The sequence below is a fragment of the Stenotrophomonas capsici genome, from assembly GCF_034961085.1.
In the GTDB taxonomy this organism is placed as follows: Bacteria; Pseudomonadota; Gammaproteobacteria; order Xanthomonadales; family Xanthomonadaceae; genus Stenotrophomonas; species Stenotrophomonas capsici.
Genome location: NZ_JAYFUH010000128.1, coordinates 32187 through 58244, shown reverse-complemented (window position 1 = coordinate 58244; position 26058 = coordinate 32187). Strand labels below are relative to the sequence as shown.

The 26058-nt window shown below is 67.4% G+C and carries 21 protein-coding genes; 8 read left to right on the top strand and 13 right to left on the bottom strand.

The features are described 5' to 3' along the window. Window positions 1-198 precede the first annotated feature (198 nt). Together glmU and VA603_RS09920 are read left to right on the top strand one after the other, a co-directional pair. Entirely contained in the window at window positions 199-1566 is a 1368-nt protein-coding gene (glmU, locus tag VA603_RS09925) for a bifunctional UDP-N-acetylglucosamine diphosphorylase/glucosamine-1-phosphate N-acetyltransferase GlmU (RefSeq protein WP_323438706.1), read from the top strand. Further along, window positions 1535-2068: a GNAT family N-acetyltransferase gene (locus VA603_RS09920; protein WP_323438705.1), complete on the top strand. Its 534-nt coding sequence runs from the start codon at window positions 1535-1537 to the stop codon at window positions 2066-2068. Before glmU ends, VA603_RS09920 begins: the two co-directional genes overlap by 32 nt. 16 nt (window positions 2069-2084) lie before the next feature. Here VA603_RS09920 and VA603_RS09915 read toward each other — a convergent pair whose 3' ends face one another. The 11 genes from VA603_RS09915 to VA603_RS09865 form a co-directional block, all read right to left on the bottom strand. Next, window positions 2085-3437 (bottom strand): sensor histidine kinase, encoded by a 1353-nt coding sequence (locus tag VA603_RS09915; RefSeq protein ID WP_323438716.1) that lies wholly within the window; start codon window positions 3435-3437, stop codon window positions 2085-2087. A gap of 10 nt (window positions 3438-3447) precedes the next feature. Further along, window positions 3448-4794, bottom strand: coding sequence for a sigma-54-dependent transcriptional regulator (locus tag VA603_RS09910; protein ID WP_323438704.1), 1347 nt, complete (start codon window positions 4792-4794; stop codon window positions 3448-3450). Between the two features lie 126 nt (window positions 4795-4920). Further along, window positions 4921-5349: a nuclear transport factor 2 family protein gene (locus VA603_RS09905; protein WP_323438703.1), complete on the bottom strand. Its 429-nt coding sequence runs from the start codon at window positions 5347-5349 to the stop codon at window positions 4921-4923. Window positions 5350-5464: 115 nt separating this feature from the next. Then, window positions 5465-6688 (bottom strand): ABC transporter permease, encoded by a 1224-nt coding sequence (locus VA603_RS09900; RefSeq protein WP_323438702.1) that lies wholly within the window; start codon window positions 6686-6688, stop codon window positions 5465-5467. Window positions 6689-6794: 106 nt separating this feature from the next. After that, on the bottom strand, window positions 6795-8108 hold the full coding sequence (locus VA603_RS09895) for an ABC transporter permease (protein ID WP_323438701.1): 1314 nt from the start codon (window positions 8106-8108) through the stop codon (window positions 6795-6797). 18 nt (window positions 8109-8126) lie between these two features. Next, the gene (locus VA603_RS09890; protein WP_132865758.1) at window positions 8127-9350 is read right to left on the bottom strand and encodes an ABC transporter permease; all 1224 of its coding nucleotides are present in this window, start codon (window positions 9348-9350) and stop codon (window positions 8127-8129) included. 165 nt (window positions 9351-9515) lie between these two features. After that, a complete protein-coding gene (locus VA603_RS09885; protein ID WP_132865757.1) occupies window positions 9516-10820 on the bottom strand; it encodes an ABC transporter permease in 1305 nt (434 codons plus the stop codon). An 18-nt stretch (window positions 10821-10838) separates the two neighbouring features. After that, a complete protein-coding gene (locus tag VA603_RS09880) occupies window positions 10839-12056 on the bottom strand; it encodes an ABC transporter permease (protein WP_323438700.1) in 1218 nt (405 codons plus the stop codon). Between the two features lie 2 nt (window positions 12057-12058). Next, window positions 12059-13384, bottom strand: a complete 1326-nt coding sequence (locus VA603_RS09875; RefSeq protein ID WP_323438715.1) for an ABC transporter permease — start codon at window positions 13382-13384, stop codon at window positions 12059-12061. Window positions 13385-13399: 15 nt separating this feature from the next. Further along, window positions 13400-14122, bottom strand: a complete 723-nt coding sequence (locus VA603_RS09870) for an ABC transporter ATP-binding protein (protein WP_132865755.1) — start codon at window positions 14120-14122, stop codon at window positions 13400-13402. Window positions 14123-14240: 118 nt separating this feature from the next. Then, the gene (locus VA603_RS09865; protein ID WP_132865754.1) at window positions 14241-15509 is read right to left on the bottom strand and encodes an efflux RND transporter periplasmic adaptor subunit; all 1269 of its coding nucleotides are present in this window, start codon (window positions 15507-15509) and stop codon (window positions 14241-14243) included. A gap of 214 nt (window positions 15510-15723) precedes the next feature. Between VA603_RS09865 and glmS the strand changes: the two genes are divergently transcribed. Further along, window positions 15724-17556: a glutamine--fructose-6-phosphate transaminase (isomerizing) gene (gene glmS / locus VA603_RS09860; RefSeq protein WP_323438699.1), complete on the top strand. Its 1833-nt coding sequence runs from the start codon at window positions 15724-15726 to the stop codon at window positions 17554-17556. A gap of 484 nt (window positions 17557-18040) precedes the next feature. Continuing rightward, window positions 18041-18472, top strand: coding sequence for a CBS domain-containing protein (locus tag VA603_RS09855; RefSeq protein WP_132865752.1), 432 nt, complete (start codon window positions 18041-18043; stop codon window positions 18470-18472). Between the two features lie 182 nt (window positions 18473-18654). Here the strand turns inward: VA603_RS09855 and VA603_RS09850 are convergent, their stop codons facing one another. Continuing rightward, window positions 18655-19083, bottom strand: coding sequence for a VOC family protein (locus VA603_RS09850; RefSeq protein ID WP_132865751.1), 429 nt, complete (start codon window positions 19081-19083; stop codon window positions 18655-18657). A 90-nt stretch (window positions 19084-19173) separates the two neighbouring features. Beyond that, window positions 19174-19692: a lactoylglutathione lyase gene (gene gloA, locus VA603_RS09845; protein WP_323438698.1), complete on the bottom strand. Its 519-nt coding sequence runs from the start codon at window positions 19690-19692 to the stop codon at window positions 19174-19176. Between the two features lie 431 nt (window positions 19693-20123). Here gloA and VA603_RS09840 point away from each other — a divergent pair, with 431 nt between their 5' ends. From VA603_RS09840 to VA603_RS09825, 4 genes are all read left to right on the top strand, one after another. Next, window positions 20124-20519: a CopL family metal-binding regulatory protein gene (locus VA603_RS09840; RefSeq protein ID WP_132865749.1), complete on the top strand. Its 396-nt coding sequence runs from the start codon at window positions 20124-20126 to the stop codon at window positions 20517-20519. A 96-nt stretch (window positions 20520-20615) separates the two neighbouring features. Further along, entirely contained in the window at window positions 20616-23324 is a 2709-nt protein-coding gene (locus VA603_RS09835) for a TonB-dependent receptor (RefSeq protein WP_323438697.1), read from the top strand. A gap of 55 nt (window positions 23325-23379) precedes the next feature. Then, window positions 23380-24072, top strand: coding sequence for a PepSY domain-containing protein (locus VA603_RS09830; protein WP_323438696.1), 693 nt, complete (start codon window positions 23380-23382; stop codon window positions 24070-24072). After that, the gene (locus VA603_RS09825; RefSeq protein ID WP_323438695.1) at window positions 24069-25889 is read left to right on the top strand and encodes a 2Fe-2S iron-sulfur cluster-binding protein; all 1821 of its coding nucleotides are present in this window, start codon (window positions 24069-24071) and stop codon (window positions 25887-25889) included. The genes VA603_RS09830 and VA603_RS09825 overlap by 4 nt, the downstream gene beginning before the upstream one ends. Window positions 25890-26058: the final 169 nt, after the last annotated feature.

Sequence of the window (26058 nt, the reverse complement as noted above, 5' to 3'; positions counted from 1 at the left end):
TCGCCAGCCCTGCTGAGGGGCCGGGTCGCCCATAACTCCGGTGTTGCCAGGCCAATGAGCAGGGCGAGCGGTCCGAGCCAGACAAGCGGCCGGGCCAGACGTGCAGGAGACGCTTCCATTCGGTTCTGCAGGAGATAGGGGCGGTCGCCTATGCTATCAGCCAACGAACGCATTCCTGTATTGGCAGGTGGAAAACCGATGAGTCATCCCTTACATGTGATCATCCTGGCTGCTGGCGCTGGCAAACGCATGAAGTCAGTGTTGCCCAAGGTGCTGCAGCCCATCGCCGGGCGCCCGATGCTGGCGCATGTCATCGAAGCGGCGCGGCAGCTGCAGCCGGCGGGTATCCACGTGGTCTACGGCCATGGCGGTGAAGCGGTGCGCACGGCCTTCGCCGGACAGACGGACCTGGTCTGGGCCGAGCAGAAGGAACAGCTGGGCACCGGCCACGCGGTCCAGCAGGCGATGCCCGACGTGCCGGACATGGCGCAGGTGCTGGTGCTGTACGGCGACGTGCCACTGATCCGCGCGCAGACCCTGCAGGCGTTGATCGACGATGCGCCGCGCCTGGCGGTGCTGGTCGCCGATCTGGATGACCCGACCGGCTACGGGCGGATCGTGCGCGATGCCGAGGGCAAGGTGGCCGCGATCGTCGAGCAGAAGGATGCCGACGATGAGCACAAGCGCATCCGTACCATCAACACCGGCATCATCACCGCCGAGTCGACCGCGCTGCGGCGCTGGTTGTCGGCGCTGTCCAACGCCAACGCGCAGGGCGAGTACTACCTGACCGACGTGTTCGCCTCGGCGGCCTCGGAGTACACGCCGGCCGGGTTGGTGCACGTGGCCGACGCGCAGGAGGCCGAGGGCGCGAATGATCCGTGGCAGCTGTCGCAGCTGGAGCGGGCCTGGCAGCTGCGCGCGGCCAGGGCATTGTGCGAGCAGGGTGCGCGCCTGCTCGACCCGGCGCGCCTGGACCAGCGTGGCACGGTGAAGGTCGGCCGTGACGTGCAGATCGATGCCAACGTGGTGCTGGAAGGCGAGGTTGAACTGGGTGACGGGGTGAGCATCGGCGCGTTCGTGCGGCTGAAGGACGTCAAGCTCGGTGCCGGCACCGAAGTGCGCCCGCACTGCGACCTGGAAGGCGTGGTCAGCGAAGGCGCCGCGCAGATCGGCCCGTTCGCGCGGCTGCGGCCGGGCACGGTGCTGGCCGACGGCGTGCACGTGGGCAACTTCGTGGAGACCAAGAAGGCCACGCTGGGCAAGGGTAGCAAGGCCAACCACCTGACCTACCTGGGCGATGCGGTGATCGGCAGCGGCACCAACATCGGCGCCGGCACCATCACCTGCAACTACGACGGCGTGAACAAGTTCCAGACCGTCATCGGCGACAAGGTGTTCGTCGGCTCCAACAGCTCGCTGGTGGCGCCGGTGACCCTGGCCGACGGCGCGACCATCGGTGCCGGCTCGGTGATCACCCGCGATGCGCCGGAAGGAAAGCTGACCGTGGCGCGCACCCGGCAGCAGACCATCGATGGCTGGACACGGCCCGTCAAGAAGTCCTGAGCCGCGCCTGGCGCGGCCGGAGGAGCTGGCGCTGCTGCCGTTGATCGAGCAGCAGGCCGGGCAGCGCCTGCGCGGGCATCCGGCGTGGGCGGTGTTTTCCGCCTGCCCGACCGATGCGGCGGCGTTCGCGCAGGGCCTGCACGCGCGTTCGTTGTGGGTTGCCGAAAGCGCGCAGGGCGGGATCGCCGGCTATCTGTTGGCCGGCGTGCTGGATGAGGATTTCCACGTGCTGCAGATGGATGTCTTGCCACAGCAGGGCCGCCAGGGACACGGGCGGGCGTTGTTGCGGCATGCGCTGGCGCAGGGCGCCGGCCGCGGACATCGGCGCGCGGTGCTGACCACCCTGAGCGACGTGCCGTGGAACGCCGGCTTCTATGCGAGCGAAGGCTTTGCCGTGTGGCCACGCGAAAGCTGGAGCGCGGCGATGCACGCGGTGATGGCCGAGGAGGCCGCCGCGGGCTTCCCGATGGCGTTGCGCGTGGCGATGCAGCGGACGCTGTGAGCGAGGGGACTGTCGCCTAGTCGTGCGGCAGCAGCACCGTCACGCACAGACCGCCCTCGGTGCGGTTCTGCAGCGAGATCCGGCCGGCGTGGGCCTCGATGATCTCGCGGGTCAGGGCCAGGCCCAGGCCGGTGCCGTTGCGCTTGGTCGAGTAGAACGGCATCAGCGCGTTCTGCAACACCGCTTCGTTCATGCCGATGCCACGGTCCAGGATCTCGATGCGCAGCCAATGTGGCAGGCGCGCCAGGCGCACTTCCACGCCCTCGCCGGCGGCACCGTTGTCGTCACTGGCCTCGTGCGCGTTCTTGAGCAGGTTCAGCAGCGCCTGGGCGAACTGGGCCGGGTCCAGGCGGCTGCTCAGGTCCTCCGGCACCGGTTCCATGCGGAACGGGATCTGCTGCTGCAGGCCGTGCAGGAAGTTGGCCCAGATGACCGTCTGCAACTGCGGCTGCGGCAGCTTGGCGAAACGCGCGTAGCCACGGATGAAACCCTCCAGGTGGCGCGCGCGTTCCTCGATGGTGCCGAAGATGTTCTCCAGCCGGTCGGTGCGGTTGCGGCGCACCAGTTCGGCACCGGAGTGGGCGAGTGAGGCGATGGGTGCCAGCGAGTTGTTGAGCTCGTGGCTGATGACGCGGATCACCTTCTTCCAGGTCTGCACTTCCTGGCGGCGTAGTTCGGCGGTGAGCAGGCGCAGCAGCAGCAGTTCGTGCGGGCGGCCATTGAGATGGAAGTTGCGGCGCGACAGGTGGTAGATCTGCTCGTCGTCCTCATCGCCCTCGAAGGCCTCCGGATCGCGGACCGCGAACAGGCTGTCGCCGCCGCGCGAGATGGCGTTGCGCAGCTCGGTGGGCATGTTCTCCAGCAGGTCGGGCATGCGCTGGCCTTCCAGCTTCCAGCCACCGTGCAGCAGTTTGCGTGCGGCGATGTTGGAGAACGCCACGCGCTGGATGCCGTCGCCGCCGTCGGTCAACAGCAGCATCGCCACCGGCGTGTTCTGCACCATGGTGTCCAGCAGCAGCTCGCGCTGCACCAGCGATTGCCGCTGTTCGCGCAGTACCTCGCCCAGTTCGGCATGGGCCTGCACCAGCTGGGCGAACTCATCCTTGCCGCGCCAGTGCACGCCGAAGTTGTACTCGCCGTCGCGGTAGCTGCTGGTGGTGCCGGACAGGGCGCGCAGCAACGAGCGGATCGGCGCTGTGGCCCGGCGCAGCGCCCACCACATCAGGGAAAGCAGGATCACCGTGGAGGTGGCCACCACCCACCAGCCATGGTCCATCCAGTAGGCCAGCAGCCACGGCAGCGCGGCGGCCAGTGCCAGCACCGGCAGCAGGCGCAGGAACAGGGTGAGGGTGAACGAGCGCGACTTCAGCATGGCCGTGTCATTCGCGCGGGATGCCGTGGCGGTCCATGCGCCGGTACAGCGCCTGCCGGCTCATGCCCAGCTCGGCGGCGGCCTGGGCGATGACGCCACCGGCGTGCGACAGCGCGGCGATGATGCGTTCGCGGTCCGGTTCCTCGGCGCCGTGCGCGGCGGTCGGGCGCGCGGGGGCGCGCGGCAGGTTGAGGTCGGCCACCTCGATGCGCGGCCCCTGCGCGAGCAGGGCGGCGCGCTGGATCACGTTGCGCAGTTCGCGCACGTTGCCCGGCCAGGTGTGGCGCTGCAGCGCCTGCGCGGCCTGCGGCGAGAGCGGCTTGTTGTCCTGCCCGAGGAAGAACCGCGCCAGCGGCAGGATGTCCTCGCGGCGTTCGCCCAGCGGCGGCAGCACCAGTTCGACGGTGTTGAGCCGGTAGTACAGGTCTTCGCGGAAGCTGCCATCACGGATCATCGTCGGCAGGTCGGCATTGGTGGCGCTGACCACGCGCACCTTGACCTGGCGCTCGCGGTTGGAGCCCAGCCGCTCGAAGCGGCCGGTTTCCAGCACGCGCAGCAGCTTCATCTGCCCGGTCAGCGACAGGTTGCCGATCTCGTCCAGGAACAGCGTGCCGCCATCGGCGGCCTCGAACTTGCCCTCGCGCGCCTTGTTGGCGCCGGTGTAGGCACCGGCCTCGGCGCCGAACAGTTCGGCCTCGATCAGTTCGGCCGGGATGGCACCGCAGTTGAGGGCGACGAACGGGCCTTTGCGGTTGGGCGAATTGGCCTGGATGATCTCGGCGATCTTCTCTTTGCCGGCGCCGTTGGGGCCGGTGATCAGCACGGGCAGGTCGGAGCGGGCGACCTGGCAGGCCAGGGCGATCACCCGCTCGCTGGCCGGGTCGGCGAACACCACGCCGCGCAGGTCGTAACGCTCGTTCAGGCTCTTGCGCTGGGCCAGCTCGCGCTGGCGGCGACGGGCCAGCTCGCGGCGGGTCTCGGCCAGCTCCAGCAGGTTGTTGACCGTGGTCAGCAGGCGGCCATCGTCCCAGGGCTTGGCCAAGTAGTCGGCGGCACCGGCCTTGACCAGTTCCACCGCGCTGTCCAGGTGGGTCCAGGCGGTGAGCAGGATCACCGGCAGGTCCGGATAGGCCTGGCGGATGTCACGGAACAACGCCTGGCCTTCCTCGCCGGAGGTGGTGTCGGCGGTGAAGTTCATGTCCTGCAGGACCAGGTCGAACTCCTGCTCGGCCAGCATCGCCAGCCCCTGCTCGGGCGAGCTGGCGTGGCGGGTGTCGATGTCATGCAGGGAGAACAGCACCTCCAGTGCGGTGGCCACGGCGGCGTTGTCGTCGATGATCAGGATCTGCGGCATGGGAATCGTGGAAACCGGAAGGGAGGCGGCAACAGGACGTCGGGTCCAGCACATTACACGCTAGCGGTGGCGCTGGCAGCGGGGCCGGTTGCCGGCAGGCCTGGCGGCCCCGCTGCCGGAGCGGCGTCATCGTGCGCTGTCGGCGGCGATCGCGCGGTGCCCATAGCTGAGCACCCGCGTGATCTGCCATTGCCCATCGCGCAGGCGCCAGACGATGGTGAAGTCGGCCAGCCCTTCGCATTTGCCGCTGGCGGTGTCGCAGAAGCGGTGCTGGCCGCGCGCGATGGCACCGAAGTCCTTCACCGGGAAGACCTCCAGCGTTCCCGGCAGCAGTTCGCGGGTGAAGTGGCCGCAGGCATGCCTGGCGGTGTTGGCGAGCATGGCATCACGCGTCCAGGTGACGCCGCCGGTGTCGTGGTAGAACTCCACCGCCGCATCGAAGTAGCTGGCGTGGCGGCGCAGCTGCGCCGGGTCCGAACAGTGGTTGAAGCTGTCGAACACCGCGTGGTCCAGCGCGGTGATGGTCGCGGCCAGGTCGTCTCCTTCGGCGGCCATCGCCGGCGTGCAGGCCAGTGCGAGCAGCAGGGGGAGCAGGGGGGGGAGCAGGGGGGGGAGCAGGGGGGGGAGCAGGGGGGGGAGCAGGGGGGTCTTCATCGATACCTCGCCAGGTTCAGGCGCTGCGCGTGGCAACGGCCGGTGGGATGGAAGCCGCCCGGCGCGCCGGGCCGAGCACCGCCAGCTGGCCAAGCAGCCAGAGCAGCAGCGCGGCGACGGGCAGGTAGGCCAGCGGCAGGCGCGGCAGCTCGTAGTAGTGCATCAGCAGCAGGTTCAGGCCATAGGCCAGCAGCAGGCCGAGCACGATGCCGGCGCTGCTGAGCATGAAGTTCTCCACCTGGAAGTAACGCAGGATGTTGCCGCGCGTGGCCCCCAGCGCCCGCCGGATACCGATCTGCTTGGTGCGCTGCTGCACCCAGAAGCTGGCCAGGCCGAGCACGCCGAACGCCGTGACCGCCAACAGCGCGGCGCTGACGGCCAGCAGCAGCCAGATCACGGAGCGGTCACGCTGGTGGAAGTCGGCACGCATCTGTTCCAGCGTGCCCTGCTGTTCGATGAGGCGGTTCGGGTCGGTGGCGTGGAGCGCGTCGATGGCGGCCTTGAGCACCGCCTCGCGCTGGTCCGGCGTGGTGCGGATCGCGTACGCACCATTGGAGACCCGGATCGGGAACATCATGGAGTGGTAGCGGTTGGCGAAGGTACCCGCCTCGCCCGGCGCGAGCAGGTCCTCGATCACGCCGACCACCGGTGACGGCGGCTGCTTCTCGCCCCACACGTACAGCTGCTTGCCAACAGCGTCCTGGCCCGGGAACAGCGTCTGCGCCAGCGAACGGCCCAGGATGACGGCGGGGATGCCGGTGCTGACCTGGTTCGGATCGAAGCTGCTGTTGTCGATGTATTCGTCGGGGTTGAAGCCGCGGCCCTGGGCGATCCGCAGCGCGAAGGTCTGCTGCATGCGGCCATCGTCCATGTAGATGGCCGCGGTCGCGGAGGGACGGGTCTGGCTTGCCTCCAGACGCACATCGGAGGACCAGATGTTGCCGCCATAGGGGATCTGGTTGACGCTGCTGACCGCCTGCACGCCGGGGATCGCGGCCAGCGCCTGGAGGTCCTGCTTGCGCAGTGCGTCCATGTTGACGTCCGGCAGCAGGCTGCTGGTGGCCAGGTAGACCAGCTCGTCATTGGCAACGCCGCTGCTGAGCTGCAGCTCGGCGATGCGGTTGCGGATGATGAACACCGCGTTGCAGATGATGGCGCAGCTCAACGCGATCTCCAGCACGATCAGCAGGGCGGCGGTCTTGTGCCGCGACAGCGTGGTGAGGATGGGGAGGATTTCCATGGTCATCTGCCTTGGAGTGCGGGGAGCGCGTCGGACGATGGACGAGGCCCGGAAAAAAGGGGAGAGCCGGAGCGTCCCTCCCCAAGCAGGTCCGGTCCGAAGCGCATTACTGGCTCTTGAGCTGCAGGGCTGGCGGCACCTTCATCGCGCGCCAGGCCGGCAACAGGCCGGCAAGCAGGCTGACGGTGACGGCCAGGGCGAAGGTCAGCCACAGCGTGGTGGTGTCCATGTGGGCGAGCTTGGCGTACTCGTCGGGCTGCTGGCGGATCAGCCACAGGCCGAAGGCGGCGAAGCCCAACCCCAGCGCGCCGCCGACGAAGCCGATCACGCCGGCTTCGGTCAGGCATTGCCGGAAGATGTCCGCGCGGGATGCGCCGAGTGAGCGGCGGATGCCGATCTCGCCGCTGCGGCGCAGGAACTTGGCCAGCAGCAGGCTCACCGTGTTGAGCAGGCAGACCAGCAGGAAGCCGAACGCCAGCCACATCTGCAGGCGCACGTCGTTGGGCACGATGCGGTTGAAGTCCAGCCAGTCCATCACGCTGTACAGGCGCACGTTGGTGGGGCGTTCGAAGCGACCACTGGCGCGTTGGCTGTCGGAGTAGTCGGCCAGGTACTTGAGGTAGTCCCGCGCCTTCTGCGGCGAGTCCAGCTCTACCCAATACTGCAGCCATGCGCAGGGCGCGTTGAGGCCATAGTTGCCGCCGTCCACGCCGCTGCTGTTGCCCCAGCAATGCACGTTGCCCTGCGTGTCCAGCTTCAGTGCGCGCGAGGTGGAGAACGGCAGCAGCACCTGCTCGTCGCCACCGTAACGCTGGCTGCTCAGGTCATAGAAGCGCGGGGCCGGGCGCCAGTCGTCCATCACGCCGATCACCCGGAACACGCCCTGCGGCAGCCGCATTTCCTGGCCTACCGCTGCATCATCCCCGAACAGGGTGGCGGCCAGCTTGCGGTCGATGACCGCCACCTGCGCGCGGGCCTCGTCATCGGCCGCGTTCCAGGCATTGCCGCTGTGCAGCGGCACGTCGAACATCGCGAAGAAGTCGGCCGAGGTGTAGCGCGCCATCGCCCGGAACGGCTGGGCCGCGCTGCCGGCCGGCTGCACGGTGACCGCGCCGGCCGACATCACCGCCTGGCGGTCGGCGCGTTTCTGCCGCAGTAGCTCCTCGGCGTCATAGCGGCTCATCTGCCGCGGTGGATCCTTGTCCAGCGTGGCGTCCTTGCCCAGCGTGCGGGGTTCCAGCTGCGCGTAGTACAGCTGGCCGCTCTTGTGCGGGATGGGGTCGCCGGAGAGCACGAAGTACAGCCCCAGCGTGGTCATCGTCGCACCGATGCCGACCGCGATGGTCAGCACCATGAGCGTGGTCAGCACCTTGTTGCGGCCGAAGCCGCGCAAGGCCAGTTGCAGGTAGTAGCCGAACATGGGATCCCTTTGTCGTGGTCAGGCGCTGCGGGTGGCCACGGCCGGCGGGATCGAGGCGGCACGACGGGCCGGGCCGAACACCGCGATCTGTCCGATCACCCACAGCAACACCGCACCGACCGGCAGGTACAGCAACGGCAGGCGTGGCAGCTCGTAGCGCCCCATCAGCCAGTAGTTCAGGCTGTAGGCCAGCAGCATGCCCAGCACGATGCCGATGCCGGCCAGCAGGAAGTTCTCGGTCTGGAAGTAGCGCAGGATCTGCCCGCGGGTGGCGCCCAGGGCGCGCCGGATGCCGATCTGCTTGGTGCGTTGCTGCACCCAGAAGCTGGCCAGGCCGATGATGCCCACCGCGGTCACCAGCAACAGCAGGCCGCTGACGATCAGCAGCAGGCCGATCATGTCGCGGTCGTTGGCGAAGTTCTTGGCGCGCTTCTCCTCGAGCGTGAGGTTGGTCCACACCAGCCGGTTCGGGTCGTTCTTCTCCAGGGTCGCCAATGCCTGCTTCATCACCTCATCGCGGCGCGCCGGGTCGGCGACGCGGATGATGTAGCGGCCACCGCCGGAGAAGCTCATGCGGATCGGGAAGATCACCCCGTAGGTGCGGTTGTTGTTCTGCATGTTGGGGCGCAGCAGGGTCTTGGCCACGCCGACCACGGTGATCGGGATGCCCAGCATGTAGACGGTCTTGCCGACGGCGTTGCCATCGGGGAAGAACTGCCGGGCCATCGCGTCGGTGAGGATGGCGCTGGAGGGCATCTGTTCGGTGGCGGTGGTCTTGGACAGCTCTTCGTTGCTCCTGTATTCGTCGGCATTGAAGTCACGGCCGGCGAGCAGCTCCAGTCCCAGCGTCTTCACCATGTTCTCGCCGAACATGTACTGCGCGCCGTTGACCGACTGCGCATCGGGTTCGGGGCTGGCCGACAGCGAGGTATTCCACGAGCCGCTCTGGAACGGCAGCTGGTTGGTGATGGCGACGTTCTCCACGCCGGGGATGGCGCGCAGCGTGGCGATGTCTTCGGCGGTACGCGCATCGGCATCGACCTGCTCGCCGATGCCGCTCAGGCCGATCTCCAGCAGGTGGCTTTCGTCGATGCCGCTGGGGAGTTCCATGACTTCGATGCGCTGGGAGACGATGAACAGCGCGTTGCAGATGATCGCGCAGCTCAGCGCGATCTCCAGCACGATCAAGGCGGCGGCGGTCTTGTGCCGCGACAGCGTCGAGAGGATGGGGCGGATTTCCATGAGGGTTCTCCGGTGGAGCGAGGAGTAAGGTGAAGAGGTGCGAGGATGAAAGGGGAGTGGATCGAACCCTTCTTCAACCCCGCCCCCCGCCAGGCGTTGGGGACGGCACTACGCGGAAGGTCGTGGCGTGGCGGCTTGCCGCCGCGCACGCCCCGGACCGGTACCTCATTGGCTCTTCAGCTGCAGTGCGGGCGTGACCTGCATGGCCCGCCAGGCGGGCAGGACGCCGGCCAGCAGGCTGGCCAACACGGCCAGCGCGAAGGTGACCAGCAGCATCGAGCCGTCCAGGTGGGCGAGCGAGGCGTACGCGGCGGGACGCTGGCGTACCGCCCACAGGCCGAGCAGCGCGAACACCAGGCCGAGCATGCCGCCGGCCAGGCCGACGGTGCCGGCCTCGACCAGGCATTGCTTGAAGATCTCGCTGCGGCTGGCCCCCAATGCGCGACGCACGCCGATCTCGCCGCTGCGGCGCAGGAACTTGGCCAGCAGCAGGCCCACCGTGTTGACCAGGCATACCAGCAGGAAGCCAAAGGCCAGCCACATCTGCAGGCGCACGTCGCCCGGCACGACCTGGGTGAAGTCCATCCACTCCATCACGTTGCGCAGGCGGGTGTTGGCCGGGCGCTCGAAGCGACCGGAGGCACGCTGCTGCTCGGAATAGTTGTCCAGGTAGGCCTTGAAGTCACCGGCGTCGCTGGGCGAATCAAGCTCCACCCAGTACTGCACCCACGAGCAGGGCACGTTCAATGCCTGCGCGTCGTTGACGATCTCGCGGCCGAAGCAGTTCATGTTGCCGTTGCGCTCCAGCTTCAGGTCGATGAAGGTGGAGAACGGCAACAGCACGCTTTCCTCGCGGTCGAAGCGGCCGGTGGTGATGTCGTAGAACTTCGGGCGCGGATTCCAGTCGTTCAGCACGCCGACCACGCGCATCGCATGGCCTTCGATCAGCACGTCCTTGCCGACGCTGTTCTCACCCTTGAACAGCTTCTCGTTGAGGGATTTGCTGAGCACCGCCACGCGGCTGCGGCCGGCGTCCTCCCCGGCGCTCCAGCCGTTGCCGTACAGGAAGGGGGTCTCGAACATCGGGAAGAAGTCGGCCGAGGTGTAGCGCATCTCGACGCTGAACGGCTTGAGCGCGTCCACGCGCGGATCGAGGATGCCGCCGCCGCCGGTCATCATCGCCTGGCGTGGCGCCTTCTTCTGCCGCAGCAGTTCCTCGGCATCGAAGCGGGTCAGCTGCCGCTCCGGCTCCTCGCCCGGCTGGTAGCCCTCCTTCGTGTAGGGGTCCAGCTGCACGTAGAACAGCCGGTCGCTCTTCTGCGGGATCGGGTCGCCGGAGAGCACCTTGAACACGGTCAGCGTCGTCATCGCCGCGCCGATGCCCAGGGCGATCGCCAGCACCATCAGCGTGGTGAGGATCTTGTTGCGACCGAAACTGCGGATCGCGAGTTTGAAGTAGTAGCTGAACATGGGAAGTCCTCGGCGAGGTCAAACGCTACGGGTGGCGACGATGGGTGGGATGGCAGCCGCGCGCAGGGCAGGGCCGATCACGGCGACCTGCCCGAGCAGCAACAGCAGTACGGCGCCGACGGGCAGGTAGTACAGCGGCAGGCGGTCAATCTCGAAGTAGTGCATCAGTACCTGGTTGCCGGCGAAGGCCAACAGCATCCCCAGCACGATGCCGAAGCCGGTCAGCAACAGGTTCTCGGTCTGGAAGTAGCCGATGATCTGGCGCCGGGTGGCGCCCAGCGCACGGCGAATGCCGATCTGCTTGGTGCGTTGCTGCACCCAGAAGCTGGCCAGGCCGATGATGCCCAGCGCGGTCACCAGCAGCATCGCCAGGCACACGCCGAGCAGCAGGCGGGTCATCGCCCGGTCCTGGCGGAAGTAGGTGTCACGCAGCTGGGCCAGCGTGGCGCTGTAGTCGCTGGACAGGATGGCTTCGGGGGTGACCTTGGAGGCAGCGGCCACCGCGTCGCGGATGATCGCCGGCAGGTCCGCCGCATCGGCGCGCAGCACGTAGGTGCCGCTCTGCGCGTGGGTGAGGACCGGCACGATCACCGACCATTGCGCGCTGGCCACGCCGCTCTCGCTGCGGCCCGGGTCGGGACGGGCGAAGTTTTCCAGCACGCCTGCCACGGTGAAGCGGTTGCTGGACATCCAGAACTGCTTGCCGAGCGCCGATTCCCCCGGCCACAGGTGGGCGGCCAGGGCGCGGGTGATCCACACCTGGGCGCTCTCCGGCAGGTAGTTCTCCACGGGCTGGAAGTCGCCGTCGGTGAAGCTGCGGCCTTGCACCGGCTTGAGTTGCATCACGTCGATCGCGCCGGGGTCGAGCAGGTAGAAATGCGGCACGCCGCCGAAGTGCTTGCCTTCGGGGTCCAGGCTGATGCCGGCGGTGCCGGCACGCTGGCCGAACGGCACGGCGTTGACCACGCCCACCGCCTGCACGCCGGGCTGGCTGCGCAGCTGCTGCAGCCAGCGGCCGTTGAGTTCGGCCGGCTGGCAGCCGTCGCAGTCATCGAGGCTGAGGGCGGCGACGCGGCTCTCGTCCACGCCGCTGTTCATGCCGATCAGGTCCATGCGCGAAACCGCCAGGAACAGCGCGTTGCACAGCACCGCGCAGGCCAGCGCGATCTCCAGGGTGATCAGGGTGGCGGCGATGCGGTGGCGCGACAGTGCGACCAGGATGGGTTTGATATCCATGCTTACAGTGCCTTGATCTGCAGGGCCGGGTCGATGCGGGCGGCGCGCAGCGCCGGCAGCAGTCCCGCCAACAAGGTGGTGACAACGGCAGCGGCCAGGGTCGAGCCGAGCATGGTGAGGTCCAGCTGCATCATGTCCGCGTAGGCCAAGGGCTGCTGGCGGATGTTCCACAGACCGAACGCGGTCAACAGCAAGCCGCCCAGGCCGCCGGCCAGGCCGATCAGCGCCGCTTCGATCAGGCACTGCTGGAAGACCATCGCGCGGGTCGCGCCCAGTGCCCGCAGCACGCCGATCTCGCTGGTGCGGCGCAGGAACTTGGCCAGCAGCAGGCCCACCGTATTGAACAGGCAGATGCCGAGGAAGGCCAATGCCATCCAGGCCTGCAGGCGGACGTCACGCGGCACCACGCCGTTGAAGTCCAGCCACTGCATCAGGCTGGAAAGGCGCGCCAGTTCCGGCTGGCTGATGCGACCCAGCTGCTGTTGCTGCTGCACGTAGCCCTGCAGGAACCGCTCGTAGGCGCTGACCTGCGCCGGCGTGTCCAGCTGCACCCATTGCTGCAACCACACGCAGTTGCTGTTCTCCAGGTGGCCGGGCTGCTCGGGCAGCCCCCAGCAGGTGAACTGCTGGAAGTTGCCGGCATTGACCTGCAGGCTGCTGAACAACGGCATCATCACGTCCTGCGGCGCGCGGTAGAAATCGGCGGTGTCGCCCTGGGAGAAGCGGCCACCGGCCACGGCGTAGTAGAGCGGTGCCGGGCGCCATGGCTTGAGCACGCCGACGATGCGGACCTCGCTGTCGCGGATGCGCAGCATCTGGCCGACGCTGTCCTTGCCGCCGAACAGGCGCTGGTTGAGGTTCCAGGAGATCACCGCCACGCGCGCACGGCGCTCGTCGTCCTCGCGCGACCAGCCGCTGCCGTAGGCCATCGGTACCTGGAACATCGGGAAGAAGTCGGCCGTGGTGGACAGCATCGGGGTGATGCTGGCCGGTGCGCTGCTGGTGGGGGCGGACAGCTTGGCCGGGCTGTTGGCGACCAGAGCCTTGCGCTCGGCCGGGCCATCGCGCCAGAGATCGACCGCCGAGGTGTAGTCGAGCATGTCCAGCGGATCGACGCGCGGCTTCTCGCCGCGCGGGGACGCATCCACCTGCGGGTAGTACAGGTGCTGGCTGCGCCCGGGCAGGGGATCGCCCGAGAGCAGGTGCATCACCGTCAGCGTCGTCATCGACGCGCCGATGCCCACGGCGATGGACAGCACCATCAGCCCGGTGAGCACCGGCGTGCGCCGCAGGCTGCGCATGCCTTGCTGCAGGTAGTACGTGAACAGCGACATGCGTGGTCCTCAGCCCTGCGTGTTGGTTTCGGCGATGCGCGAGGCGTGGGCCAGCACCGGCTCACGCAGCAGGTCGGTGGCCTGGCCGTCGACGATGTGCACGTTGCGCTGGGCGCGTGCGGCCAGCTCCGGGTCGTGCGTCACCATGACGATGGTGGTGCCCTGGGAGTTGATCTCCTCCAGCAGCTCCATCACGCCGCGGGCCATCTGCGTGTCCAGGTTGCCGGTTGGTTCGTCGGCCAGCAGCAGGCGCGGGCTGCCGGCCAGGGCGCGGGCGATGGCTGCGCGCTGCTGCTGGCCGCCGGACAGCTCGGCCGGGTAATGCTTCATGCGCGAGCCCAGGCCGACGCTGGTCAGCGCCTGCTCGATGCGCTGCTTGCGCTCGGCCGCGCCCATGCCGCGATAGCGCAGCGGTACGTCGACGTTGTCGAACAGGTTGAGGTCGGGGATCAGGTTGAAGCCCTGGAAGATGAAGCCGATCTTCTGGTTGCGCAGGCGCGAGCGCGCGTCGTCGCCGAGGTGGCTCACGTCCTGGCCATCGAGCAGGTACTGGCCGCTGGTGAAGGTTTCCAGCAGGCCGGCGATGTTGAGGAAGGTGGTCTTGCCCGAGCCGGACGGACCGGTGACGGCGACGAACTCGCCTTCGCGCACATGCAGGTCCAGCGAACGCAGCGCGTGGGTTTCAACCTGTTCGGTGCGGAAGACCTTGGAGACCGATTGCATATGGAGCATGTCTATTTCCTTTGGGGACGAGGTTGCGGGGCAGCGGGGAACAGGGCGCGGGGAGCAGGGCGGTGGTGCTGCGCGGGGCCGGTTGGATGACTTGCCGTGCCCCGCTCCCGGGGTTCAATCAATTGATGGAGACGCGTTCGTTGTCGCCGAACAGATCCGCGCCGGAGACCACGATCTTTTCGCCCGGCTGCAGGCCGGACACCACTTCCACCTCGCCCAGGCTGCTCACGCCCAGCTGCACGGGGCGGCGGGTGGCGATGCTGCCGGTGACGACGTAGGCGTAACGGCCGCCGGATTGTTCGACGAACGGGCCGCGCTCGACCTTGAGCACGTTGCGGCGGGTGTCGAGCAGGATGCGCGAGCTCATCCGCTGGCTCTGGCGCAGGCCTTCGGGCTGCTTGTCGGAGAAGCGGATGCGGGCCACGACTTCGCCGTTGACCACCTCCGGCGACACCGCCGAGATCTCGCCGGGGAAGGGCTGGCCGCTGCCGCTGGTCAACTGCGAGGGCATGCCGATGGCCAGTTCGCGGGCGAAGCTCTCCGGCACCTTGATCTCGACCTCGAAACGGGACAGGTCGACCACGCTCAGGATCGGGGCGTTGGCGGCGACCTGGGTGTGCTGGGTGGCCTGCACCTGGCCGACCTGGCCATCGAACGGGGCGCGCAGGGTCAGCGCATCGACCTGGCGCTGCACTTCGTTGACCACGGCCAGCTGGCGCTCGGCCAGCAGGCGCTTGTTGCGGGCGTCCAGGTCGGCGCCGCGGCTCTGCAGGGTGGCGTCCTGCTGGGCGTGCTGCAGCTCGATCTGGGCCTTCTTCAGTTCGTCCTGGGCCTTGGCCAGGTCCACCTGCGGTACCGCGCCGCCGTCGAAGCCGCGCTGGTAGCGGTCCAGGTCGCGCTGGGCGGCGATGCGCACCAGGCCGGCCTGGTCGGACATCTTGGCGCCGGTGGCGCGGGCCAGGGTGGCGTCCAGGGCGGCGCGGCTGGCCTCGGCCTCCAGGCCGGCTAGGGTGGCCTGTTCCTGGGCCAGCTTGCTGCGCAGTTCCGGGCTGTCGATCACCGCCAGCTCCTGGCCCTGCTTGACCACGTCGCCGGCCACCACCTTCAGGGTCACGGTACCGGCGGAGATGGCGTACAGCACCGGGCTGTTGGCGGCGATCACGCGGCCATCGGCGGCGATGTCGCGGACCAGGTCGCCGCGGCCGACTTCGGCGATGCGCACGCGGCTGCTGTCGAAGGAGCGGCTGGCGCCGGCCCACTTGTTGGCGATGAAGCCGATGCCGGCCACCACCGCGACCGTGGCCACGGCGGGCCACAGCCAGCGGCGCCACTTGGGCTGTTGGGGCTGGGTGGAGACTCGGTCCTGGGCGGAGGTGTCGCGGATCATCGTGGGCTTCGCAGCAGAGGTTGGTATTGGTTAAGCACGCTGCGTGCCAACTTCAACGTATTGAAATTGTTGAAATAAATTCGATGGCTGGGGGTGTCCGGGTGTCCGCGGACACTTCTGCGGACAGTGTCCGCGCGGGTTGTCCGGCAATGTCTGCTGGATGTCCGAACCGGCTGACTTAGAATGTCCGCCTGTTATTCCAGATGGACGAACTATGTGCGGGATTGTGGGTGCGATCGCCGATCGCGATGTGGTTCCGGTACTGATTGAAGGACTCAAGCGTTTGGAGTACCGCGGCTACGACTCGTCGGGCATCGCGGTGTTCGAGGGGGACGGCATCCGCCGCGTGCGCCGTACCGGCCGGGTGGCCGAAATGGAGAGCGCCGCCGCCGCCGAGCATTTCCAGGCGCAACTGGGCATCGGCCACACCCGTTGGGCGACCCATGGCGGGGTGACCGAGTCCAATGCCCACCCGCACATCAGCCACGGCGTGGCGCTGGTGCACAACGGCATCATCGAGAACCACGAGGAGCAGCGCGAGAAGCTGCGTGCGCTGGGTTATGCCTTCGAGTCGCAGACCGATACCGAGGTCATCGCGCACCTGATCCACCACCACCTCAAGGCCGATCACGACGACCTGCTCGGCGCGCTGCAGCGCACCGTCAAGGAGCTGACCGGCGCCTACGCGCTGGCGGTGATCAGCCAGAAGGAGCCCGAGCGGATGGTGGTGGCGCGGATGGGCTGCCCGCTGCTGGTCGGCCTGGGCGACGGCGAGAACTTCGTGGCCTCCGATGTCTCGGCCATCATCCAGGCCACCCGCCGGGTGATGTTCCTGGAAGAGGGGGATACCGCCGAGCTGACCCGCCAGGGCGTGCGCGTGTTCGATGCCGACAATGCCCCCGCGCAGCGCGAGCAGCGCCTGTCCGACGTGTCGCTGGCCTCGCTGGAGCTGGGTCCGTACCGCCACTTCATGCAGAAGGAAATCCACGAGCAGCCGCGAGCGCTGGCCGATACCGCCGAAGCGGCGATCGACGCCGGTGGCTTCCCGGCCACGTTGTTCGGTGCCAACGCCGAAGCGGTGCTCAAGGACATCGAGGGCGTGCAGATCCTGGCCTGTGGCACCAGCTACTACGCCGGCCTGACCGCGCGTTACTGGATCGAGGCCATCGCCGGCCTGCCGTGCAGCGTCGAGATCGCCAGCGAGTACCGTTATCGCGCGGCTTACGCCAACCCCAGGCATCTGGTGGTCACCATTTCCCAGTCCGGTGAAACCCTGGACACGATGGAGGCGCTGAAATACGCCAAGTCGCTGGGCCACCTGCACACGCTGTCGATCTGCAACGTGCCCGAGAGCGCCATCCCGCGCGCCAGCGAGCTGGTCTGCTACACCCGCGCCGGCGCCGAGATCGGCGTGGCCTCAACCAAGGCCTTCACCACCCAGCTGGCGGCGTTGTTCCAGCTGACCGTGGTGCTGGGCAAGCTGCATGGCAAGGTCGACGCCGCGCAGGAAGCGGACTACCTGGAGCAGCTGCGCCACCTGCCGGGCAGCGTGCAGCATGCGCTGAACCTGGAGCCGCAGATCATCGCCTGGGCCGAGCGCTTCGCCGGCAAGTCCAATGCCTTGTTCCTGGGCCGTGGCCTGCATTACCCGATTGCCCTGGAAGGCGCGCTCAAGCTCAAGGAGATCTCCTACATCCACGCCGAAGCCTACCCGGCCGGTGAGCTCAAGCACGGCCCGCTGGCGCTGGTGGACGCGGAGATGCCAGTGGTGGTTATCGCGCCCAACGACAGCCTGCTGGAGAAGGTGAAGTCCAACATGCAGGAGGTGCGTGCGCGTGGCGGCGAGCTGTTCGTGTTCACCGACCAGGACAGCAACTTCAATGCCTCCGAGGGCGTGCACGTGATCCGTACCCCGCGCCACGCCGGGGTGCTGAGCCCGGTGGTGCATACCATCCCGGTGCAGCTGCTGGCCTACCACACGGCGCTGGCCCGAGGCACCGACGTGGACAAGCCGCGCAACTTGGCCAAGAGCGTGACAGTGGAATGATGGCTGTCACGTGAGCGTAACCGGAGCTGCGGATAATCACCTCCAGCAGCCCGGTTCTCTCTCCCCCGACGCTGTGAGGAAGCCCGGCCATGCGCCGGGCTTTTCTTTTGCCTATCCGCCGGGGCAGGGCATCGGTCCGGGCGGCCGATCAGCGTCGGCAACCGGCGAACGTCAAGCGGTGGCGTTCGCGGACATTCAGTGGCGGTTTCGCCCGCGGTGCCATGCTCCGGATCGTCATCCGGTTCCACGACGAACCATCCCATTCGTGGCGACATATGCCGCCGGGATGCAGCCGTAGAATCGAAGTGGCACAGGACGAGGCGTGCAATTGCACCGGCCCCGTCCGCGATGCAGCGCCCTGCCTGCCGACGACGCTTCGAACGGCAGGCAGGTGCGCCACAAGTGCGCTGGAAGATCTGTTCCCGGGAGGGGCGTATCGGCAGAGCACGGTTTCGACTTCAGTGACCTGCAACAGGAAACAAGAATGAACGTCCGAGAACTTCTGCAATCGAAGAAAGAAACTGTCATCACCATCGACACCCACGACACGATCGGTGCCGCCGCGCACAAGATGAGTGCGAACCGGATTGCCGCACTGGTGGTGCTCAATGACGACGCACCGGTGGGCATCATTTCCGAAAAGGACATCGTGCGCGCGCTGGCCGACGATGGACCGCAGGCGGGACGCCGGGTGATCTCGAGCCTGCCGTCGATGGGACTGGAAGGCATCGCACCCGAAGCCAGCCTGAAACAGGCGATGTCGTTGATGACCTACTCGCGGCGTCGCCACCTGATGGTCACCGAGGGCGGGCGGCTGGTTGGCATCCTCAGCCTGGGCGACATCGTCAAGAACCTGCTGGGCGAACTGGAACTGGAGAAGGCCGTGCTGCAGGACATCTACATGGCCGCGCACTGAGGCGGTCACCGGCCCCGAAGGTGGTGAATCACGGCCAGGTGCATCCGCACCTGGCCGTTTGCGTTACCCGGTCCGGCGCGCCAGCCGGGGGCGGCAGGACCACGGTGTCGGGAACGCGGCGACAGCGGCCCTGCAGGCGACACGCGCCGGTGCCGCAGTGCGGACGCATGCCCGCGCATGGATCAGAACGTGACCTTCACCGAGTCGGCGCTGTAGCGCGCCGGGCCGTGGTAGACCACCTCGATGTTGTTGCCATCCGGGTCGAGCACGAAGGCGCCGTAGTAACCGGGGTGATAAGGGCGCTCGCCAGGGGCGCCGTTGTCGGTGCCACCGGCGGCCAGCGCGGCCTTGTGGAAGGCATCGACGGTGGCGCTGTCGCGCGCCTGGAACGCCAGGTGGTGGCGCCCGGTGAGCTGGCCGGCGGCGGCTTGGCTGCTGGCGGTGGAAATGAACAACTCGTCGGCCCAGAAATAGTCATCGCCTTCGCCGGCGATGGGAATGCCGATCGCATCGAACACTGCCTGGTAGAAGCGGCGGCTGGCGGCCAGGTCACGTACCACCAGTTGCAGGTGATCGATCAGGCGGCCACGGTGCAGTTCCATGGTTTCCATGCAGACCTCGGATGAAGGTGGCGGAGGGCACCACTGGGGCCCGGCGCCATGATGCGCGGGATGCCGTGATCCCTCCGTTACCCAGCGCCGTCAGGTGTTGGAGATGATTTCCACCCAGTAACCGTCCGGGTCTTTGATGAAGGCCAGGTGCTTCATGCGGCCATCGGCCAGGCGCTTCTGGAAGGGCACGTCCAGCGCCTCGAAGCGCGCGCAGGCGGTTTCGATGTCCGGCACCGACACGCAGATATGGCCGAAGCCACGCGGGTCACTGTTGCCGTCATGGTAGACCGGGCCATCCTGGTGCTCGGTACCGTGGTTGTGGGTGAGTTCCAGCACGCCGGGAATGCCGGCCATCCAGCGGCGGCGTTCGGCGTCGTCGGCCGGGACCGGGGTGCCGGCCGGTACGTAGGCCAGGAAGTACAGGCTGAAGGCCGCTTCGGGGAAGTCGCGCTGGTCGATCAGCTGGAAGCCGAGCACGCGGGTGTAGAAGTCCAGCGAGCGGGTGATGTCCTTGACCCGCAGCATGGTGTGGTTGAACACGAAGCCATGGGTTTCGGCGGGGACCTGCGCGGCCACGCCGGGCTGCTGACGGAGGGATTCAACGCTCATCGATTACATCCTGTTGCACAGTGAATGGGGGAGGGGAAACGGGTTGTCGCGGCAGCATCGGGAATGTTGCATCCGTAATCAACAGCGCCGGGAAAAGTTGCACCGGAAATCAGTATTCCAGCCAAAACCAGCGCTTTGGTGCATCGACAGAAAAAATCGTCATTGCCATGCCCCGCGCATCTTGGCGCTGGCAGATGCGCTGGCTATGCTGCGACGCAGGATAGTCGTTGCCGCTCTGCGATCCGCTGAAGTGCGCGTGCATTGCACTTGAATGGGGCGGAGACGACGCCGGTACAAGGGGTATACCGGCAATTGCGCAGGGGGCGCACCCACGGACTGACCCTCGCCGGAAGCCAGCGCAGTTGACAGGCTTTCTCCGGACGCGCTATTGATTGTATGTATATACAAATATACGAGGACCGTCGGGCCCCATGCCGTACCGCTGCTGGCTGCCACTGCTGCTGATCTGCGTGCTCGCGGCCGAAGGCGTGCTCGGGGCGTGGGTGGGCGCGCGCATGGCGCTGGACACGGCGGCCAGCGTGGCCGCCGCCGGCGATGTGGCGGCACAGGCGGACTGCGCGCCGTCCAAGCCGGTCCTGGCCAAGGCCCATGCCGGCCATGGCAAGCCCGGCGGCACCGATGCCACCGATTGCACCTGCGGTGACAGCACCGGCTGTGAATGCGCCTGCGTGCTGGCGCTGTATCCACCCACGACGGTGGCGTTGTTCGCCGGCAGCTACCCGCCGGTCACCTTCGATGTCCCCTTGCCGGTACTGCAGTTGCCGGCCAGCAAACTCTCCCGGGTATTCCGACCTCCCATCGCCTGAGCGGTGTTTTACGCGTCGTGACGACGCTGCAACGCCCTTGCGCGCGCATCTGCGCACGCCCAGCCCAGAGATAGGTTCCCCAGCGGGAGAGAGACCATGTACGTGAAGTCCAACGCCTTGGCCGTGGCCATTGGCAGTTTGTTGAGTGTGGCCGCCATCCAGGCCGCACAGGCCCAGGAAAACCAGAACGAAGCCGCCCGCACGCTCGATGCGGTGCAGGTCACCGGCAGCCACATCAAGCGCGCGCAGTTGTCCGGCGTCGGCCCGGTCAGCGTGGTGGATGCCGAGGCGATCGAGCGCTCCGGCGCCACCTCGGTGGAAACGCTGCTGCAGCGCCTGCCGGCCTCGGCCGGCTTCGCCGGCAGCCAGAGCAACGCCTATTGGGCCGAGAACGGCTACGGCACCACCCAGGTCAACCTGCGCGGCCTGGGCATCAACCGCACGCTGGTGCTGCTCAATGGACGCCGTATCGTCAACGGGGGTACCGGCGCCAACAGCTCGGTCGACCTGAACGTGATCCCGGTATCGCTGATCGAGCGGGTGGAAGTACTCAAGGACGGTGCCTCGGCCATCTACGGCGCCGACGCGGTGGCCGGCGTGGTCAACATCATCACCAAACAGGGCTTCGACGGCGCCGAGCTGGCCGTGCGTTATGGCCAGACCAGCAAGAGCGACGGCGAGGAAACCTCGGTGGACTTCAGCTGGGGCGTCACCGGTGAGCGTGGCTCGCTGATGGCGGCGATCAACTACTACGACGGCGGCTCGGTGAACATGGCCACGCGCGCGCCCTGCGGCCTGATCGAATCCGATGGCAAGCTGGTGTGCTCGGGCAGCTCGACCACCGTGGGCGGTCGTGCGCTGCTGGCCGATGGCAGCCGCGTCAACTTCAACCAGGTGCTCGGCGGCGACGGTGATTTCTACGAGCCGTACTCGGCGGCCAAGCACAACTACAACGGCAACCCCACCCTCAATGCGGTCAATCCGATCGAACGCCTGAGCTTCAGCGTGTTCGGCGACAGCAAGCTCAACGACACCACCGAGGCCTTCGTCGAGCTGATGTACACCAACCGCCAGTCCAGGCAGCTGGCAACGGCCGGCGCGCTGGGCGTGTACCGGCCGATCAACATCGCCGCCGATCACCCGACCAACCCGACCGGGCAGGACCTGTTGCTGCAGCGCCGTCGCCTCGAGGAAGCGGGCCCGCGCCACTTCTTCCAGGAAACCGATACCTGGCGCGTCGTGGCCGGGCTGAAGGGCCAACTGGGCACCAGCTGGGACTGGTCGGCAGCCTTCAACTGGGGCCGCAACACCGGCGTGGACGGCTCGGACAACGTGGCCAACCTGGACCGCGTCGAGCAGACCCTGGACCGCGCGCTGTGCAGCCCGCTGCCGGGTGCGGCCATTCCCTGCGGTGACTACCTGGGCTACGGCGACCTGAGCCGCGAGGTGCTGGACTACATCCTGTACAGCTCGCGCGATACCGGCGGCAACGAGCAGAAGAGCTTCACCGCCAACCTCAGCGGCCAGGTCTTCGAGCTGCCGGCCGGCTGGGTGGGCTTCGCCGCCGGCGTGGAAGTGCGCAAGGAGAAGGGCTGGCGCAACCCGGACATCCTGACCGTGCTTGGCATCGGCAACACCAACCAGCAGGGTCCGACCGACGGCGAGTACACCGCCAAGGAAGTGTTCGCAGAACTGGCGGTGCCGCTGCTGCAGGACAGTGTCATCGCCGACTCGCTGTACCTCAACCTGGCCGCACGCGCCTCCGACTACGACCTGTTCGGGCGTGACTACAACTACAAGGTGGGCCTGGACTGGCAGGTCAACAGCTCGCTGAAAGTGCGCAGCACCTATGCCACCGCATTCCGCATTCCCAACATCCCGGAACTGTTCGGCGGTGTCTCCGAAGGCAATCTGACCACCACTGATCCGTGCAGCAAATGGAACAAGCTGCCATCCGACTCGGTGGTACGTGCAAATTGCCAGGCGCATGGCGTGCCGGTCGACTATGTACAGCCGGGCAACACCATCTTGACCGCGACAGGCGGCAACCCGGAGTTGGTGCCGGAGGATGCCACCTCGTTCACCGCCGGCGTGGTGTGGACGCCGGCGTTCGTGTCGGGCCTGACGTTGACGCTGGACTACTACAGCATCCGCATCAAGAACGCGATCCAGCGCACCCCGGGTTCGAAGAAGCTGTCGCTCTGCTACAACACCCCGGGCCTGACGCATCCGTACTGCAATGCCAACACCTTCACCCGCAATCCTCGCACCGGTGAGGTGGACTTCCTGGCCCTGCAGCCAGCAAATGCTTCGAACGAATGGGTCAGTGGCGTTGACCTGGGGGCGTTGTACGAGTTCGATATGGCTGGCTTCAATGCCAGCGTCAGCGCCGACGTGTCCTATCTGCAGCGCTATGACGTGCGCCCTTACAAGGGTGAGGACATCATCGAGTACGCCGGCAAGATCACCGGTGGCCGTGGCAGTTACACCAAGTGGCGTGGCCTGGTGGCGTTGAACGCCAGCCGCGACCAGTGGTCGGGTACCTGGTCCACGCAGTACATCGGGCGTGCCGAGGATATCAATGCCGCCCGTGGCGACATCGGCGACCACGCGCCGTCGGTGTTCTACCACAACCTCCAGCTCAAGTATGCGGTGAGCAAGGCGTTCGATGTCTCGCTGGGCGTGGACAACGTCTTCAACAAGAAGGCGCCGTTCATCCAGAGCTACACCGATGCCAACACCGACACCATGACCTACGACCTGCTGGGTCGCCGCTGGTACGCACGCATCGGCTACCGCTGGTGACCGCTGGCGCCCCGCCGGATGACGGGGGGGCGCGACGCTGAGTGAGGATGACTTGATGAAACCCGCATTCTGGGCGCGACGCGCCCACAAATGGATCGGCCTGGTGATCGGCGTGCAGGCGCTGCTGTGGATGCTCAGCGGCGTCTACATGACCGTGGTGCCGCTGGACGTGATCCACGGTGACCACCTGGCGCACGTGCATGGCGAGCCGCTGCCGCCGCAGGCCGCCCGCATCGATGCCGATGCCCTGGTGGCCCGCCACCCGCAGCTGCAATCGTTCCGGCTCAAGCATGTGCTGGACCGCGAGGTCTACGAAGTACGGCAGGGCGCCGCGAAGTTCCTGGTCGATGCCGGCAGCGGTGAACGCCTGCCACCGCTGGACCGTGACGGCGCGATCGCATTGGCCCGCTCGCTCTACCAGGGCGACGGCGAAGTGGCGCGGGTGGAATGGATCACCCAGGCACCGTCGGAGGTGAAGACGCGGCCGGTGCCGATGTGGGCGGTGCATTTCACCGACCGCGGCCAGAGCACGCTGTACCTGTCGCCGGACAGTGGCGAACTGCTGGCGCGCCGGCACAGCCTGTGGCGCTGGTTCGACTTCCTGTGGATGTTCCACATCATGGATTACGAGAACCGCACCGACGTCAACAACACCCTGCTGCGGGTGGCCGCGGTGATCGGACTGGGCTTCGCGCTCAGTGGCATCTGGCTGCTGTTCTACAGCTTCGGCAAGCGGAGGCAGGCATGACGCCCTGGATGCGGACCCTGCACAAGTGGGTGGGCCTGGTGATCGGCCTGCAGTTCGTGGTGTGGCTGGGCAGTGGCCTGATGATGGGCCTGCTCGACCCTGATCGGATCGAAGGCACCGCCCAGCGTGCGCCCAAGGCCGAGATGCCGGCCTGGCCGTCCGGCACCGTGTCGCCGACCGAGGCGCTGCGCGCGGCCCGGCATCCGGCGGCGACGCTGGACAGTGGCTGGTTGCTGGACATGCCGGTCTACCGCCTGCAGTCACCGAAGGGCACCGAGGTGATCGATGCGCTCGATGGCCGTCGCATCGAGATCAGCAACACGCTGGCACTGCGCGTGGCCCAGGCGGCCTACCGCGGTGACGGCATGCCGTCGGCACCCACGTACCTGGAAAAGAGCCTGGAAACGCGGGCCAACCCCGACCCGGTCTGGCGGGTGGACTTCAGCGACGCGCAGGACACCACGATCTACGTGTCCGCGCACAGCGGACAGGTGATGGAGCACCGCACCGCCACCTGGCGCCTGTTCGACATCTTCTGGATGTTGCACATCATGGATTACAGCGAGCGGGTGAACTTCAACAACCCGCTGGTGGTGGGTATGGGCATCGGCGGCCTGTGGCTGGCGTTGACCGGCTTCTGGCTGCTGGTGGCCAGCTTCCACCTGCACGAGTTCATCCCGCGCCGTTGGCGCCGGCGGCGTCAGTTGATGGTGTACGCCCCGGGCGGCGCACACCTGCGCACGGTGACCGCGGCCAACGGCGACAGCGTGTACGTGGCGCTCGCCCGCGAAGGCGTGAACCTGCCGTCCAACTGTGGCGGCGGGCAGAGCTGCGGCCTGTGTGAAGTCCGCGTGCGCGGCGGCGCAGGCAAGGCCACCGCATCGGACCGTTCGCACCTGCCGGCGGCCAAGTTGAAGGTCGGTTGCCGGCTGGCCTGCAACCTGCCGGTGGACGAGGACCTGGAGATCGAGGTGGCCGGTGGCGCCAGCCTGTGGACCGAGCACTGGGCCACGGTGGTCAAGGTGGTCGCGGTGACGCCGTTCCTGCGCGAGGTCCACCTGCGCCCGGACAACCCGGCCGACGCCCAGTTCCAGCCGGGTTGCTACCTGCAGCTGCACGTTCCCGAGTACGAACTGCCGCGCAGCGCGTTGTGGCATCCGGACGAACACCGCGAGGACTGGAAGCCATTGCCATTGCCGGCCACCCTGCAGAACAAGGCATCGGTGCGTCGATCGTATTCGCTGGCGATGCCGGTGACCGCGACCGAAGGCGAGTTGGTGCTGCTGGCACGCTTCAGCCCCGGATGGCAGGAGAACAAGCGTCATCCGCCCGGCAAGGGTTCCACCTGGCTGTACACGCTTCGCGAAGGGGACCGGGTGCGTTACAGCGGCCCGTTCGGTGATTTCGCCCTGAGCGGGGTCGAGCGCGAGAAGGTGTTCATCGGGGCTGGAGCGGGCATGGCACCGCTGCGCGCGATGATCCAGCAGCGTCTGGAGGAGGGCGGCGGCGAACGCATCCATTACTGGTACGGCGCGCGCAATCGGCGTGATTGTCCGTATGCCGAGCAGATGCAGGCCTTGGCCGCGCAGCACCCGAACTTCAGTTGGCACCCGGTGTGGTCGGAGGATGCGTCGAACGGAACGCCACGACGCGTGCACGATGCGATCCATGAGGACCTGCTGCGCCAGCATCCGGACCTGTCGGGCTGCGAGTTCTACCTGTGCGGCCCGCCGGCGATGCTGTCGGCGACGCGCCAGCTGCTGCGCAAGCTGGGGGTCGAGGAGTCGAGGATTGCCTACGACGACTTCAAGATCTGAGGGTTGGTGGTTGCTTGGGCGCGCTTTTCTGTCCCGCTAGCGGGACAGGGAGCGGCGAGTTCGCGGTGCACATTGATCCCCCTTCTTCCGCCTGCGGGAGAAGGGGCCCTGCAGGGGCGGATGAGGGGAGCGTTTGCTTCTGCGTGCTTCAACAGCGCCCTCATCCCAA